This is a genomic window from Microbacterium sp. 22242 (assembly GCF_052045495.1).
In the GTDB taxonomy this organism is placed as follows: domain Bacteria; phylum Actinomycetota; class Actinomycetes; order Actinomycetales; family Microbacteriaceae; genus Microbacterium.
Map to the genome: position 1 here is coordinate 87,017 of NZ_JBQEOZ010000006.1, position 14,535 is coordinate 101,551.

Below are 14,535 nucleotides of genomic sequence, written 5' to 3' on the forward strand. Positions count from 1 at the left end.
GTCAGCCCTGCATCCTCGGGTCCTCGGACGGATCGCGATACCTGGGCGGGCAGCCGCCATCCTTCGCGGACGGGCTGAGCTCGAAGTGCCAGGCCTCGTTGTCGTAGGTGCGGCACAGCCCGAACCGCGCTCCCTTGCGGTCGAGCCAGTCCGCCGCCGCGTACGGTGCGATGTCGACCGCCTCGCCCTTCACGTGCGCCGAGGTGGCAGGGGTGCCGACCCAGCGCCCCGCCTCCTGCTCGGATCCGTACTTCTGCACGGCCTCGCGGAGCAGCCACGCCTGATACGCGCGGGATCGCCACCCGCTCGCGATCCGGAGCGTGATGCCGTCCTCCGCTGCCGCCGCCGAGGCGTCGCCCAGGGCGTCCCGCAGGGCGGGATCCAGGCGGGTCACGGCCGGCGCGGATCCATCGGCCGACGACACCGAATCGCCGTCGGGGATGTATCCGTCCTCGGCCGTGGGCATGCCGCCGTTGCGCGCCGAGGCGGATCCTGCGCCGTCGCCGGTGATCGGCTCGGCGACGACCGCCCCGCTCCGCTCCGCGCTCGCGGCCGCGGTAACCGCGGTCATGGCGCCGCCGAGGAGGAGCCCGACCGCGGCCATGACCAGCGTGAGGCGCAGCGGCCTGATCCGGCGCGCGGCGGTCGGCCGGGCGGGGCGTGGCGTGCGGAGAGGGACGGTCTTCGTATCCATGCGCTCCACCCCATCGCGCGGCGCGTTGCGAGGCCGTATGCGCTTCTCGATACGCCCGCGATATGCCCGCCTGCATAGGCTTCTGGCATGCGCGTACTGATCGTCGAGGACGAGCCCTCGCTGGCGGGAGCCGTCCGCGACGGCCTGCGACTCGCGGCGATCGCCGCCGACATCGCCGGCGACGGGAACACCGCGCTCGAGCTGCTGGACCTCAACCCCTACGACGTCGCGGTGCTCGACCGCGACATCCCCGGGCCGTCCGGCGACGACATCGCGCAGGCGATCATCGCCTCGGGATCCGGCACGCCGATCCTCATGCTGACCGCGGCCGACCGTCTCGACGACAAGGCCACCGGGTTCGAGCTCGGCGCCGACGACTACCTCACCAAGCCGTTCGAGATGCGGGAGCTGATCCTGCGGATCCGCGCCCTCGCCCGCCGCGCGCCGCGGTCGACGCCGCCCGTGCACGAGCTGGCCGGGATCCGGCTCGACGCGTTCCGCCGCGAGGTGTACCGCGACGGTCGCTACGTCCCGCTGACACGCAAGCAGTTCGCCGTGCTGCAGGTGCTCGTGGAGGCCGGCGGCGGAGTCATCAGCGCCGAGGAACTGCTCGAACGCGCCTGGGACGAGAACGCCGACCCGTTCACCAACGCGGTGCGGATCACCGTCTCGGCGCTGCGCAAACGGCTCGGCGAGCCGTGGCTGATCCGCACCGTCCCCGGGGCGGGGTACCGGATCGCGGCGGCCGATGCGGGCCAGTCCGAGAGCGCCGACGTGGCCTCCAAGGCCGCCCATGCGTGACGGCGGTGCGCGCCCGTCCACGCCGGGGACGCCCGTGCAGCCCGTGCCTCGGCACCGCGCGCCGGGCGTCTCGGTGCGGATCAGACTCACGCTCAGCTACGTCACGCTCGTCGTCGTCGCGGGAGCGCTGCTGCTGGGCGTGGTGGCCGTGTGGCTGCTGCGCTACATCCCCGAGGGCAGCGTCTACAGCAGCGACCCCATGGCCGGCACCAGCTGGGCGCCGAACCGCACCGATCTGATCCGCGCCTTCGTCCCCGCGGCCGGCTGGGCGATGCTCGCGCTGCTCGCGGTCGGCGTGCTCGGCGGCTGGTTCCTCGCCGGTCGCGTGCTGCGGCCGCTCGGAGCGATCGCCGAAACGGCGGGCGCGGTCGGCCGCGGTGCGCTCGACGCGCGCATCGCGCTGCCGGGTCGCGACGACGAGTTCCGTCAGCTCGCCGACGTGTTCGACGGCATGCTCGACCGGATCCAGGGCGACGTCGAGCGCGAGCGCCGGTTCGCCGCGAACGCCTCCCACGAGCTGCGCACCCCGCTCACGATCACGCGCGCGCTGCTCGACGTCGCGGAGGCGGATCCGGATCCCGACGTCCCGCAGCTGCTCACCCGGCTGCGGGCCGCGAACACGCGGGCGATCGACCTCACCGAGGCGCTGCTGCTGCTCGCCCGGCTGGATGCTCGGCCACCGCAGCGCAGTCCGGTCGACCTGTCCCTCGCGGCCGAGGGCGCCGTCGAGCTGCTGCACGACGTCGCCGCCGTGCATGACGTGCGGCTGGAGGCCGAGGGCGATCCGGTCGTCATCGCCGGGGACGCCGCGCTGCTGGATCAGCTCGCGCTCAACCTCGTGCAGAACGCGCTCGTGCACAACCTGCCGTCCGGCGGCGAGGCGACCGTGCGCACGACGAGCCGGGACGGCCGCGGGGTGCTGATCGTCGAGAACAGCGGCGCGGTGCTGGACCCCGCTGCGGTCGCGACGCTCGGAGAGCCGTTCCAGCGCGGCGCCCGGACTCGCGAGGGTGCGCACAGCGGATCCGGTCTGGGCCTGGCCATCGCCGGGTCGATCGTCGCGGCGCTGGACGGCTCCCTCACGCTGACCGCTCGCCGCGGCGGCGGTCTGCGCGTCGAGGCGAGCTTCCCTCTCACCTGAGCCCGCTCGGCGGCGTCCTCTCACGAAGGCGGACGGCACCGCCCCCGGCCGAACGACCGCGGCTCCTCCGGTCGTCGAAGGGCGCCCGCCCTNTCAGGGCGGGCGCCCTTGCCCCCTCCGGTCTTTCCCCCGCTCGATCCATAATAAGCCGACCGGCTTGATTCAGCTGCCGAAGCCGCCGCCCGTCACGGCTGGATGAGCGTCGCTCCGGCCGTCCACACGACGAACACGGCGCCGAAGCCGATAGCCGGGACCCACCAGGCCATCTGGCGCCGGACCAGCAGCACGATCGAACCGGCGACCGCGGCGAGCAGGCAGAGGAGCGGCCCGTAGCTGAAGAGCACCCTGCCGAGGGGCACCATTCCGCACTCTCCGGGCGCGCAGACGTCGTGCGCGAGGCCCGCCGCGAACTGGCTCATGAGCCACACGATGCCCGCGAAGAACGCGAGCATGACGTCGAGGGTGATCGTCACAGCGACGTTGGCCGCCGAATGCTGCCGGGGCTGCCCGGTGCTACCGGGATGGGGCAGGCCCGCGGGGTATGCCGGGCCGAGATAGGACTGAGGGCCGGAATAGGCCTGCGCTGCAAGCGAGGACTGAGCCCCAGGATCGGGCAGCGGCGCCGGGGCCGCTCCGGGTGGATCGGAATGTTCCTCTGGCCGGGGTGGGATTGCGGACACGTGCCTCTCCGATCTTCAGGTCGTACGACTCGACCGCGGCGCCATGCGCGCGGGCCGGCGCGATCCGATCGCGGAGCCGGAACAGGCCTCCCGACGGATCCGACACCATACTAAGTCGATCGGCTTGATTCGGGATACGATCCGGTTCATGAGCGAAACGCCTGGCACCGCCCGGACGAAGGGGACCGGCCTGGAGATCGCGCTGTGGTGCCTCCTCGGCGCCTGGGTCGGATGGATCGTGTGTTCGATCGCCGCGCTGACCGGTGCGGCCGGCGGTTGGCCTCCCTACGCCGGCGTCTACGACGTCATCCTCCTGGCCCTCACCGGCGACAGCACCGTGGTCTGGGCGGTCTGGGGATCGAGGGTGTTCGGCGCCACCATGGTCCTGATCGTCGTCGGGCTGGCCTCCTGGTACGTGTTCCTGCGCCGGCCGGACGAGAGGCGGGGAGACGCGGCCGCATGAGCCAGGGCCGACAACGCACAGGGCCGTCCACGGAGACCGGCATCCGGGGGCCGACGCGCTCCCGACCCGGACCTCAGCCGCGCTCGGCGGCCTCGTCGAAACGCTGCGACCCGATCACCGAGAGCAGCTGCAGCTTCTGCCAGCCCTCCGATTGCGGCGGTGCCGTGAGCACCAGCAGCGCCTGGGATCTGTCCTCGGTGAACAGCGCCTGACAGTCCAGCTCGATCTCGCCGAGCTCGGGGTGGACCAGGGTCTTGTGATCCTCGAACCGGACCGCGACCTCGTGCCGCTCCCAGAGCCCGGCGAACTCGGTGCTCGCCGAGAGCAGGGCGCGCACCAGCTCCCCCGCCCGGGAGCGGGATCCCTGCGCTCCGTAAGCCGCGCGGAGTCCGGCGACCTGAGCGCGGGCATGACGCGGCCAGTCGGCCTCGGGGTAGACCCGCCGCGAGCCCGGATCGGTGAACCAGCGGTAGACGTCGCTGCGGGCGAGCCCGGTGCGGACCGACGGATCGCCGAGGAGGGACTGCGCCAGGCGGTTGGACACGAGCGTCTCGCCGAGGTCGGACAGCACCAGCGCCGGGGTGTCCTCGAGCCGGTCGAGGACGCGCAGCAGCGCGGGCGCCACGTGCGGCAGCGGGCTGAACCGATCCGGCGCCGAATGCCCGGCCGTGCGGAAGAGATAGTCGCGCTCGTCGCTCGTGAGCCGCAGGGCGCGCGCGAGCGCCGCGAGCATCTGCTCGCTCGGCTGCGGTCCGCGGCTCTGCTCGAGGCGCGTGTAGTAGTCCACGGACATGCCGCTGAGCTGGGCGACCTCCTCGCGGCGCAGACCGGGTGCCCGGCGCCGGGCGCCCTCAGGCAGTCCGACATCGCCCGGGCGCAGCGCCTCGCGGCGGCGGCGCAGGAAGTCGGCGAGAGCGGTGCGGTCCATGAGGTCCATTGTGCGGCGCACGGCGGCCGGCGAACCAGGGACTGCGGATCCCCCGATCGACCGGTCTCTTCTGCCGTGGACGGATCCTGCCGATCCTGAGGTCATGAAAATCTCCGGCAACACCGTCTTCATCCCCGGCGCGACCAGCGGCATCGGTCTCGCGCTCGCCCTTCGCCTGCAGGCCGCGGGCAACACCGTCGTCATCGGCGGCCGCCGCGCCGAGCTCCTCGCGCAGCTGCAGGCCGAGCACGGCTTCGACACCGTGCGCATCGACACGGCCGACGCCCCGAGCATCCGCGCGGCCGCCGCCGAGGTCGTCTCGCGGCACCCCGATCTCGACGTGCTCATCGCCATGGCGGGCATCATGCGCGTCGAGGACTGGCACGACGGCGGCTTCCTCGCGGATGCCGAGGCGATCGTCACCACCAACCTGCTGGGCCCGATCCGCCTCATCGCGGCTTTCATCGAGCACCTGCGCAGCCGCCCCGCCGCGACCATCGTCACCGTGTCCAGCGGGCTCGCTCACACGCCGCTGCGCGTCACGCCGAGCTACAACGCGACCAAGGCCGCGATCCACATGCTCTCCGAGTCGATCCGCCTGCAGCTCGCCGACACGAGCGTCCAGGTCCTGGAGCTGGTCCCGCCCGCCGTCGCCACCGAGCTGCTGCCCGGCCAGAGCCGGAGCCCGTTCGCGATGCCCCTCGACGACTTCGTGGACGAGACCATGGCTCTCATCGACGCCCGGCCGGACGCGCATGAGATCCTCGTCGAGAACGTCAAGCTGCTGCGCTTCGGCGAGGTGCGCGGCGACTACGACCAGACCGTCGCGACCCTGAACCGGCTGGATCCGCACGGCAACGCCTGACCCGCGCCGGACGTTCGTCGGCCGGGTCAGCCCGGGCGGATCGCATAGCGGTGGTGATCCGTGCCGGCGCGAGGGGCCCGAGAACAGGCAGCCGCCGACAGCGGAGTGGTGCGCCGACCGACCGCGGTCGCTACGCTCCAGAAATGACCACGGCGGATCCTCCCGGCAGGCAGATGCGGCTCAGATATCCCGGCCGGTGCCGGAGGTGCGGGGTCGCGCTCGCCGCGAGGACCACCGCCGTGTACGAGCCCTCATCGAAGACGGTGCGCTGCATCGCGTGCCCGACCGCGGAGGAGAGACCGGACGGATCCGAATCCGGGTCGCGCACCGACCCCCTGCCTCGTGCGGCTGAGACAGACCCTTCCGCCGGCCGGAGCGATCAGACCGAGCAGCCGATACCGGCCCAGCCGGGCGCCCCCGTGGACGGTCCCGGCGCCGTGATCCCCGACGCGCTCCGGTTCCGCGCCCCCGGCTCTGCCGTGATCGCCGAGACGCTGCGCGTGCACGCCCAAGACCCTCCGCTGTCGGCGATCCAGCGGCTGTTCGGCAGAAGCCCGCTCTCCACCGATGCGCAGGCGTGGTACCTCGGTGCTCTCGGCGAGCTCGAGGTCGGCGAGATCCTGGACGGCCTCGGCGACGAATGGCACACGATCCACTCGGTGCCGGTCGGCCATCGCGGCAGCGACATCGATCACGTCGTGATCGGCCCCGGCGGCGTCTTCACTGTCAACACGAAGTTCCACGAAGGGGGCAGGGTGTGGGTCGGTTCGCGCCGCATCCTCGTGAACGGGCAGCGCACCGAATATCTGCGCAACGCGGAGTTCGAGGCGTCACGAGCGGCGAAGATCCTCGGCGGCGCAGCACGGCGGCCCGTGAGCGTGACGCCGATCCTGGCGATCGTGTCGGCGAGGGGCATCCAGATCAGGGAGCGGCCGGAGCGCGTCGAGGTCGTGCGCGCCGACGCTCTCGCGCGCAGGCTCGAGCGAGCACCACGGACTCTGGACGCCGCGGAGATCGCTGCCCTCGTGCACGTCGCCGTCGACCCCGCCACGTGGTCCGCGGTCCGGCCCCCCGTTCCCGACCTCACCGCCTTCGCCTCTCTTCGCACCTCGGTCGCGACGGCCAGGCGGCGTCGGCGGGTGTGGGCCGCGGGTGGACTGATCGCGATCCTGGCCGCCTTCGCCGTGATCGCGGGTCCGGGGCTCGGGATGTTCCCCGGCTGACGGAGGGCGGAGGCGAAGCGCGCGCTCAGTCCGCCAGGACCACGTCGTATCCGGCGTCGCGGAGCGCGATCCGGTCGTCCTCGTCGAGGCCGTCGTCGGTCAGGACGGTCGGGAAAAGGTCCGATCCGCCGACCGTTGCGAAGGCCGTGGCCCCGATCTTCGACGAGTCCGCGACGATCACGGCACGGCGGGCACGGGTCGCCATCATCCGGTTCACCGCCGCCTCGCGCTCGTCGTGCGTGGCGGCGCCCGAGACCGGATCCAGCGCGTTCACGCCGATGAAGGCGATGTCGAGACGGATCCCCTGCAGCAGCTGCTCGACGAAAGGCCCGACCAGCTCGTAGCTGCGCGAGTGGATCACGCCGCCGGTCACGACGACCTTGATGTCGGGGCGGGTGGCGAGCTGCGCCGCGATGTTCACGGCGTTCGTGACGACGGTGAGTCCGTGCTCGGCGAGATCCTCGCGGGCGGCGAGCGCGGCGGCGATGGCCGTGGTGGTGGTGCCGCCGGAGAGCCCGACGACGGACCCCGGGGCGACGAGCTCCGAGGCGGCGCGCGCGATCCGCTCCTTCTCGGAGGTGCGATGGTGGCTCTTGTACCGGATCGGCAGCTCGTAGGCCACGGACTGCGCGACCGCGCCACCGTGCGTGCGGGTCAGCAGGCGGCGTTCGGACAGGCTGTCCAGGTCGCGGCGGATCGTCGCGGCCGAGGCGTCGAAGCGGTCGACGAGCTCCTCCACCGACACGTCGCCCTGGGCGGCGATCAGATCGAGGATCGCGGTCAGCCGGTTGGCGCGGTTCATGCCTCGACGGTATCCGATCCGGCCACGACATCCTGCAGCGCGAACAGGCGCAGCAGCCGCGCGGCCTCGCCGGCGACCGCGTCGCGCGCCGGGGTGAGGTACTTGCGCGAGTCCACGAGGCGCTGATCCTCCTCCAGGCGCGCCCGGATCGCCCGGGTGAAGAAGCCGTTCAGATGCGTCGAGACGTTGATCTTGGTCATCCCCACGGCGACCGCCGCGGTGATCGTGTCGTCCGGGACTCCGCTGGACCCGTGCAGCACGAGCGGCACATCGGCGCCGTCTGCGCCCGCGCCGCGGAGGGCCGCACGCAGCCGTGCGATGAGGTCGAGATCGAGGGCGGCCGTGCGATCCGTCATCGCGTGCGAGGATCCGACGGCGACGGCGAGGGCGTCGACCCCGGTCTCCGCGACGAACGCGCGCGCCTCCTTCGGGTCGGTGCGCACGCCCGGCGCGTGCGCCCCGTCCTTCCCGCCGACCTCGCCGAGCTCGCCCTCGACGTAGACGCCCGCGGCGTGCGCGCGCGTCGCCACGTACGCCGTGAGCGCGACGTTGTCGTCGTACTCGAGCTTGCCGCCGTCGAACATCACCGATCCGAGGCCGAGCGCGATCGCCTCATCCACGAGCTCGGGGCGCTCGGCGTGGTCGAGGTGCACCGCGACGGGCATCGCCGCGCGACGGGCGACGGCGAGCGTGGCCAGCGCGATCGGCTCGAGCCCACCGTGGTAGTCGGCGCAGTTCTGCGAGATCTGCAGGATCACCGGCAGCTGCGCCTGCGCGGCGGCGGCGACGAGGGCCTCTGCGGATTCGAGATGGATCACGTTGAAGGCGCCGATGCCGACGCCGCGACGGGCGGCGTCCTGCACCAGATCGCGGGCGGAGACGAGGGTCATCGGGGGTCCTTTCGCGGGGCGGCCTGGGCGGGTGGCCGGAGTTCGGTCACGGCCGGTCGGTCCACGATCAGCGCGGCCTCGAGCGCAGGCCAGGAGTCGTGGATCTCGCCGGCGAGAGGCATGAGCACGGCGGCGGCCGACCACGCGGTCGCCCGGCGCAGCAGGATCTCGGGGTCCGTCTCCCCCTGCGCGAGGAGCACCGCGCACGCGGCGACCGCTGCGTCGCCCGCGCCGGTGGGGTTCCCCGCGAGCGGTACCGCGAGCCGGGCGCGCACGATCTCGTCGGCCGTGATCGCGAGCATGCCGTCCGCACCCCGGGAGAGCAGCACCAGCCGTGCGCCCCGGTTCAGCAGCATGCAGGCGCCGGACAGCGGATCCGCGATCCCGGTGGCCTCGGCCAGCTCCGCCGCGTTCGGCTTCAGCACGGTGGCGCCCGCGTCGGCAGCTGCGAGCAGTGCGGGCCCTGAGGTGTCCACGACGACGGCCGCCCCGGCGTCCCGCCCGATCCCGATCAGGGAGGGAAGCAGCTCATCGGGTGCGCCGGGAGGGAGGCTGCCGGAGACGACGAGCACGGGCTGAGACCCCGCCCGGGCGGTCGGGCGAGTCGCTCCGGCAGGCTCAGGGATCGGATGTGCGAACGCTCGCCGCACGGCATCGAGCAGCGCCTGCCATTCGGCGTCGGTCGGGTTGACGCCGCGCTCGTTCACGACGGTGGTGTCGCCGAGGTGCGCATCGACCAGCGCGACGCTGCGGCGGGTCGCTCCCTGCACCGGCACCAGCGCATGCGGCGTGCCCGAGGTGGCGAGTTCCTCCGCGAACTCGGCACCGGTCGCCCCGCCCCCGGTGGCGATCGCGAGGACCGCGGCGCCCTCGGCATGCGCGACCCGGGCGACGTTCAGCCCCTTCCCGCCCGCGCGGGCGACGCCGGTGTCGGCCCGGTGCGTGCCGCCGGGCAGGATCCGGTCGACGTGCCAGGTGAGATCCAGCGCGGGGTTCGGCGTCACGGTGACGATCATGCGAGGCTCCTCGCCCGCAGCGCCGCGCCGAGGATCCCGGCGTTGCCGCCCAGTTGCGCCGGCACGAGCTCGGGGATCCGGTGGAAGCTCAGCCGCGCCTTCAGGCGGCTGCGCAGCTCGTCGAACAGGGCGCCGCCCGCGCGGGAGAGGCCCCCGCCGATCACCACCGCCTGCGGCGCGATGACGGCGGTGAGCTGCGCGATCGAGAGGGCGAGCGCGTCCAGCGCCTCGTCCCACACCCGCGCGGCCGCCTCGTCGCCGGCCGCGGCCCGGGCGATGACCTCCTTGGCGCCGTCGACCGCCACCCCGCTGCGCTCGGTGTAGCGCCGGGCGATGGCGCCGGCGGAGGCGATGGCCTCCAGGCAGCCGCGCGCACCGCACGCGCACACCGGAGCGTCGGCGACGGGCGAGTGCCCGATCTCGCCGGCGTAGCCGCCCGAGGTGAACGGCGCTCCGCCGATGAGCAGGGCGCCAGCGATCCCGGTTCCGATGATCAGCACGATCGAGTCGGGGTACGGACGTGCGCCGCCGAGCACGTGCTCGGCCCAGCCGCCCGTGCGCACGTCGTGGTCGAAGGCGACGGGCAGTCCGAACGCGTCCTCGGCGAGGGCGCGGATCGGCGCGTCCCGCCACCCCATGTTGCTCGCGAAGACGCCGGTCCCGGCGGCCTCGTCGACGATCCCCGGCACGACGAGCCCGACCGCGGCCGGATCCACGCCCGGATGCTCCGCCCGCAGCTGCGCGCCGAGCTCGACCAGCCGGGCGATCAGCCGCTCGGGGAGGTCGGCTCCGGGCGGGGGCGTCGGCGTGCGGCGCAGCCCGAGCGCGGTGCCGTCGGCGTCGAACAGCGCCGACTTGATGTCGGTTCCGCCCACGTCGAACGCGAGAACCGGGACTCCCGCGCCGAGTTCCGCGGCGCGTCCGGCGCCGACGTCGGCGTGGGGATCCTGCGGGACACCGGACTCCGCCCGAGACGTCACGTCTGCGGCGATCTCTCTCGCGGGATCCGGGGTCTCGCGGCCGGCGCCGTCGGCGGGAAGGGTCATCGCGGATCCGCTCAGGCGTCGAGGATGACGGATCGGGTGAGGTTGCGCGGCTCGTCCGGGTTCAGGCCCTTCGCGAGGGCGCGGTCCAGCGCGACCCGATGCAGGCGCGCGAGGTCGGCCATCGGATCGATCGCGTGCTGCACGAAGCGGCCTCCGGTCGCGGCGACCTGGGCGTCCAGGCCCTCCGGCGCCACTCCGAACTGCCAGGTGATGCGGCCGGGCGCGGCGATCGCGATCGGGCCGTGCCGATAGTCCATCGCAGGGTACGACTCGGTCCACGACTGCGAGGACTCGCGCATCTTCAGCGCAGCCTCGTGGGCCAGGCCGATCGTCCAGCCCCGGCCGAGGAAGGTGTACTGCTCCGCTTCCGCGAGCGTCGTGTCCACGTCGGCGATCGCCGTGCGGGCGTCGGCGATGGCGCCGGTCAGGTCCTCGCCGAGCGAGGCCCGGAACAGTGCGAGCGCGGTGGTCGCGAAGCGGGTCTGCACGACTGACTTCTCGTCGGCGAACGGCAGCAGGATCGCGTCGTCGACCATGCTCACGAGCGGCGACGTCTCGTCGCCGATCACGCCGATCACGCGCATCGAGGATCCGGCGGCCTTGAGCCCGGCGACGAGCTCGAGCACCTCGGTGGTGGTGCCGGAGCGGGTGAGCGCGACGACCGCGTCGTAGTCGCGGTCCAGGAACGCCTCGCTCGCGGCGTAGGCGTCGGTGATCCCGAAGCCCGCGCTCTCCCGGAGAGCCGCGTAGGACTGGGCCATGAACCAGGACGTGCCGCAGCCGATGACGGCCACGCGCTGACCCTTCGCGGGCAGCAGGCCCTGTTCGGCGCGCATGCCCGCCGCCCGCTCCCACGTCTCAGGCTGCGACTCGAGCTCGGCCCGCATGTGCGCTCCCGGCGCGAGCGCCTCCGTAGAATCCGTCATTTGCTTCGTCCTCCTCGGAGAGCGGCTGGGTGCCGTGCTAGTGCGTGAACATGCATGATCTTACGCATAACAATCACTTTCCGTCACCCCTGACAGCGCAACGGGCACGTTCATCCTCCTCGGATCGCGCGAGCACAGCGAGACGAACCGCGGCGAGCCGCGAGGAGGGACGGCGCGGGGGAGGGGCTGATCGCGGAGCGCGTGCAACCCCGCGTCCCTTCGACAGGCTCAGGGGCCGGGAGACGGCTCAGGGACCGGGAGGCGTCAGGCTCAGGGACCGGGACGGCTCGGGCCGCGAGGAGGGTCAGCGGGACTCGGCGGCCTCGGTGTGGTGGCGGATGACCTCAGCGACGACGAAGTTGAACCACTTCTCGGCGAACTCCGGGTCGAGGTGCGCGTCCTCGGCGAGCGCGCGCAGCCGGGCGACCTGCTGCTCCTCGCGGCGCGGATCGGAGGGGGGCATCGCGTGCTCGGCCTTCAGCACGCCGACCTGCTGCGTGCAGCGGAAGCGCTCGGCGAGCATGAAGATGAGGGCGGCGTCGATGTTATCGATGCTCGCGCGCAGCCGCAGCAGCTCGGCCTGGGGATCCGTCTCGCCGCCCATGATGCTCCTCGTCTCGCGGACCGGGATCGTGCATGATCCCGGGTCACTCCGACGATAGCAACCCCGAGTGCGGCCGCCCCGATCCGTGACGGCGGGCCCGTGACGGGCGGCGCCGACCGCGGCGCCCCGCTCACGCCTGCCGCGCCGAGCCGCTGCGGAAGCTCCGCGCTCCGGCTGGCCTGCATCAGTCGATCGGCGCGACGCCCCCTGACGACGAGGCGGGCACGAGGCCGCGTTCGGCGAACACCTTCTTCGCGACGAACGTGGCGTTCAGCGCGCGCGGGAAGCCGCAGTAGACGGACGAGTGCAGGAGCGCCTCGACGATCTGCTCCGGTGTCAGGCCGACGTTGAGCGACGCGTTGACGTGCACCTCGAGCTGCGGCTCGCAGCCGCCGAGCGCGGTCAGCATCCCGAGCGTCACGAGCTGACGGTCGCGGGGTGCGAGCCCGGGGCGCGAATAGATGTCCCCGAATCCCCACGCCACGATATGGTGCCCGAGCTCGGGAGAGATGTCGGCGAGCGCGTCCATGACGTTCGCCCCTGCGTCGCCGTCGATCGCGTCGAGCACCGCCTTGCCGTGCGCGAACCGCTGCTGCCGCTCCTGTGTTCCGGTCATCTAAGCATCCCTTTCGTCAGTGTTCCCGGGGCGACGCCAGGTCGCTCCGATAGATGGTGATCTTCTCGGCGAGCGCCCGTTCGTGGGCGCGGAGCAGGGCGATCCGCTCCTGCAGCGCTTCCCGGTGCTCCTCGAGCATCGCGAGTCGCTGCTCGGTGCTCACGGCACCCTGCGCGCGCAGTCGCGCGTACTCGCGCATCTGCACGATCGGCATCCCGGTCTCCCGGAGCCTGATGAGGAAGGCGAGCCAGGTCACGTCCGCGGCGGAGTACCGGCGCTGGTTGCCGGCGGTGCGCGCCACCGGACGGATCAGCTCGGCGCGCTCGTAGTAGCGCAGCGTGTGCGCCGACAGCCCGGTCGCCGCGCTCATCTGCGCCACCGTGAGCGCGGTCCCGTCCTCTGTCATGTTCTCAGGCTAGAAGTTCGAGCGCGCTCGAAGTCAAGCGCGGCATCGAGCAGCCGGCCGGCCGATGAGGCATCGCCGCTCGGGAGCGGGTCACGAACACCATCGCCGGGGAGAAGGGTGCGAGAAGACGACGACCGCCCACAGGGATCCCCTCGGGAACGGTTCGCATACAGTGAAGGCATGACGGCCGAAGACCCGCGACGCATGCATGGCGCCCCCGACGACGGCAAGATCGGCAGGAGGCGAGGACGCAGGAGACGGCTCGGCCGCGCCCGGCCGGTGGATCACCCGTCCCCGGTCGTCGAGGCCGACCCGCCCACGAGATCGATCTGGGCCCGGATCGACCGGCCGTTCGTCTTCGGCTTCCTCGTCACGCTCGGCGGGCTCGCGGCAGTGCTGCTCGGCTTCGCACTGCGCAGCCTCTCCGAGGTGCTCATCTACATCGCGTTCGCCCTGTTCGCGGCGCTCGGCCTCGATCCGATCGTGCGCTGGCTCGAGCGGCATCGGGTGAAGCGGGCGCTCTCGGTCGTGATCGTGATCCTCGGATTCGCGATCGTGCTCGCGCTGGTGGTGATGTCGATCGTCCCGATCGTCGTGACGCAGATCGCGCAGTTCGCCACGTCGTTCCCGCAGACGATCGCCGCCTTCCAGCACACCGACCTGTACCACCTGCTCGAGAAGCAGTTCGGGCCGAGCCTGCACGACCTGGTCACGCAGCTGCAGTCGCAGGCGCAGAAGTTCCTCAGCGATCCGCAGCAGCTCTCCCAGCTCGGCGGCGGCGCGCTCAAGGTCGGCGGAGCGATCGCGTCCGGCCTGTCCGGGGCGCTGATCGTGCTCGTCCTGACGCTGTACTTCCTCGCCACGCTGCCGGGGATGCAGAAGGGGCTGCTCCGGCTGGCGCCGGCGCGCAACCGCAAGGGCGTCAACGACATCAGCACGCAGATCATCGAGGCCGTCGGCGGTTACGTGATGGGCATGGTGATCCTGGCCTTCATCAACGCCGTGATCGTGTTGATCCTGTACCTCGTGTTCGGGCTGCCGTTCCCGCCGCTGATGGCCACGCTCGCGTTCCTCATCACGCTGATCCCGCTGGTCGGCCCGCTCCTGTTCCTCGTGCTCGGATCCGTCGTGGCGCTGTTCGTCAATCCGCTGTCGGCGCTCCTGTTCGCGATCATCTACCTCGTCTACATCCAGATCGAGGCGTATGTGATCACGCCGCGGGTGATGAACCGGGCGATCTCGATCCCCGGCTCCCTCGTGGTCATCGGAGCGCTCGTCGGCGGCACACTGCTCGGCCTGCTCGGCGCGCTGATCGCCGTCCCGGTCACCGCGTCGGTCCTGATCATCATCAACCAGGTCTGGATCCCGCGGCAGGACGCCAGGGTCTGACGGCTCGGGTGATCCGGGCCGGCACCACCCCGACGACGGCCGTGG

The 14,535-nt window shown here is 72.4% G+C and carries 18 protein-coding genes; 6 read left to right on the forward strand and 12 right to left on the reverse strand.

The features are described from left to right. Position 1: 1 nt before the first annotated feature. Positions 2 to 694, reverse strand: coding sequence for a M15 family metallopeptidase (locus ACTJJZ_RS08620; RefSeq protein ID WP_440720769.1), 693 nt, complete (start codon positions 692 to 694; stop codon positions 2 to 4). An 87-nt stretch (positions 695 to 781) separates the two neighbouring features. On the opposite strand from ACTJJZ_RS08620, the gene ACTJJZ_RS08625 reads away from it, so the two are divergent. Further along, positions 782 to 1,495 carry a response regulator transcription factor gene (locus tag ACTJJZ_RS08625; protein ID WP_440720770.1) on the forward strand — a complete coding sequence of 238 codons (714 nt, stop codon included), beginning with the start codon at positions 782 to 784 and terminating at the stop codon, positions 1,493 to 1,495. Further along, entirely contained in the window at positions 1,488 to 2,636 is a 1,149-nt protein-coding gene (locus ACTJJZ_RS08630; protein ID WP_440720771.1) for a sensor histidine kinase, read from the forward strand. The genes ACTJJZ_RS08625 and ACTJJZ_RS08630 overlap by 8 nt, the downstream gene beginning before the upstream one ends. A gap of 185 nt (positions 2,637 to 2,821) precedes the next feature. Here ACTJJZ_RS08630 and ACTJJZ_RS08635 read toward each other — a convergent pair whose 3' ends face one another. After that, a complete protein-coding gene (locus ACTJJZ_RS08635; protein WP_440720772.1) occupies positions 2,822 to 3,109 on the reverse strand; it encodes a hypothetical protein in 288 nt (95 codons plus the stop codon). Between the two features lie 355 nt (positions 3,110 to 3,464). On the opposite strand from ACTJJZ_RS08635, the gene ACTJJZ_RS08640 reads away from it, so the two are divergent. Continuing rightward, a complete protein-coding gene (locus ACTJJZ_RS08640; protein WP_440720773.1) occupies positions 3,465 to 3,779 on the forward strand; it encodes a hypothetical protein in 315 nt (104 codons plus the stop codon). Between the two features lie 73 nt (positions 3,780 to 3,852). Here ACTJJZ_RS08640 and ACTJJZ_RS08645 read toward each other — a convergent pair whose 3' ends face one another. Continuing rightward, positions 3,853 to 4,707, reverse strand: a complete 855-nt coding sequence (locus ACTJJZ_RS08645; protein WP_440720774.1) for a helix-turn-helix transcriptional regulator — start codon at positions 4,705 to 4,707, stop codon at positions 3,853 to 3,855. A gap of 103 nt (positions 4,708 to 4,810) precedes the next feature. On the opposite strand from ACTJJZ_RS08645, the gene ACTJJZ_RS08650 reads away from it, so the two are divergent. Beyond that, positions 4,811 to 5,572, forward strand: coding sequence for an SDR family oxidoreductase (locus tag ACTJJZ_RS08650; RefSeq protein WP_440720775.1), 762 nt, complete (start codon positions 4,811 to 4,813; stop codon positions 5,570 to 5,572). Positions 5,573 to 5,702: 130 nt separating this feature from the next. On the opposite strand, the gene ACTJJZ_RS08655 is transcribed toward ACTJJZ_RS08650, so the two are convergent. After that, positions 5,703 to 5,900: a hypothetical protein gene (locus ACTJJZ_RS08655; RefSeq protein WP_440720776.1), complete on the reverse strand. Its 198-nt coding sequence runs from the start codon at positions 5,898 to 5,900 to the stop codon at positions 5,703 to 5,705. Positions 5,901 to 5,991: 91 nt separating this feature from the next. On the opposite strand from ACTJJZ_RS08655, the gene ACTJJZ_RS08660 reads away from it, so the two are divergent. Then, positions 5,992 to 6,795 carry a nuclease-related domain-containing protein gene (locus ACTJJZ_RS08660; RefSeq protein WP_440720777.1) on the forward strand — a complete coding sequence of 268 codons (804 nt, stop codon included), beginning with the start codon at positions 5,992 to 5,994 and terminating at the stop codon, positions 6,793 to 6,795. A gap of 25 nt (positions 6,796 to 6,820) precedes the next feature. Here the strand turns inward: ACTJJZ_RS08660 and ACTJJZ_RS08665 are convergent, their stop codons facing one another. The 8 genes from ACTJJZ_RS08665 to ACTJJZ_RS08700 form a co-directional block, all read right to left on the reverse strand. Beyond that, entirely contained in the window at positions 6,821 to 7,597 is a 777-nt protein-coding gene (locus ACTJJZ_RS08665) for a DeoR/GlpR family DNA-binding transcription regulator (protein WP_440720778.1), read from the reverse strand. Next, positions 7,594 to 8,487 carry a class II fructose-bisphosphate aldolase gene (locus tag ACTJJZ_RS08670; protein WP_440720779.1) on the reverse strand — a complete coding sequence of 298 codons (894 nt, stop codon included), beginning with the start codon at positions 8,485 to 8,487 and terminating at the stop codon, positions 7,594 to 7,596. Before ACTJJZ_RS08670 ends, ACTJJZ_RS08665 begins: the two co-directional genes overlap by 4 nt. Next, positions 8,484 to 9,503 carry a 1-phosphofructokinase family hexose kinase gene (locus ACTJJZ_RS08675; protein WP_440720780.1) on the reverse strand — a complete coding sequence of 340 codons (1,020 nt, stop codon included), beginning with the start codon at positions 9,501 to 9,503 and terminating at the stop codon, positions 8,484 to 8,486. The genes ACTJJZ_RS08670 and ACTJJZ_RS08675 overlap by 4 nt, the downstream gene beginning before the upstream one ends. Next, complete coding sequence (locus ACTJJZ_RS08680; RefSeq protein WP_440720781.1) at positions 9,500 to 10,549, reverse strand: ROK family protein; 1,050 nt, start codon at positions 10,547 to 10,549, stop codon at positions 9,500 to 9,502. The genes ACTJJZ_RS08675 and ACTJJZ_RS08680 overlap by 4 nt, the downstream gene beginning before the upstream one ends. A gap of 11 nt (positions 10,550 to 10,560) precedes the next feature. Further along, positions 10,561 to 11,475: an SIS domain-containing protein gene (locus tag ACTJJZ_RS08685; RefSeq protein ID WP_440720782.1), complete on the reverse strand. Its 915-nt coding sequence runs from the start codon at positions 11,473 to 11,475 to the stop codon at positions 10,561 to 10,563. Positions 11,476 to 11,779: 304 nt separating this feature from the next. Next, positions 11,780 to 12,079 carry a chorismate mutase gene (locus ACTJJZ_RS08690; protein WP_440720783.1) on the reverse strand — a complete coding sequence of 100 codons (300 nt, stop codon included), beginning with the start codon at positions 12,077 to 12,079 and terminating at the stop codon, positions 11,780 to 11,782. Positions 12,080 to 12,263: 184 nt separating this feature from the next. Next, positions 12,264 to 12,695, reverse strand: a complete 432-nt coding sequence (locus ACTJJZ_RS08695) for a carboxymuconolactone decarboxylase family protein (RefSeq protein ID WP_440720784.1) — start codon at positions 12,693 to 12,695, stop codon at positions 12,264 to 12,266. A gap of 16 nt (positions 12,696 to 12,711) precedes the next feature. Beyond that, entirely contained in the window at positions 12,712 to 13,101 is a 390-nt protein-coding gene (locus tag ACTJJZ_RS08700; protein WP_440720785.1) for a MerR family transcriptional regulator, read from the reverse strand. Between the two features lie 180 nt (positions 13,102 to 13,281). On the opposite strand from ACTJJZ_RS08700, the gene ACTJJZ_RS08705 reads away from it, so the two are divergent. Continuing rightward, the gene (locus ACTJJZ_RS08705; protein WP_440720786.1) at positions 13,282 to 14,490 is read left to right on the forward strand and encodes an AI-2E family transporter; all 1,209 of its coding nucleotides are present in this window, start codon (positions 13,282 to 13,284) and stop codon (positions 14,488 to 14,490) included. Positions 14,491 to 14,535 lie beyond the last annotated feature (45 nt).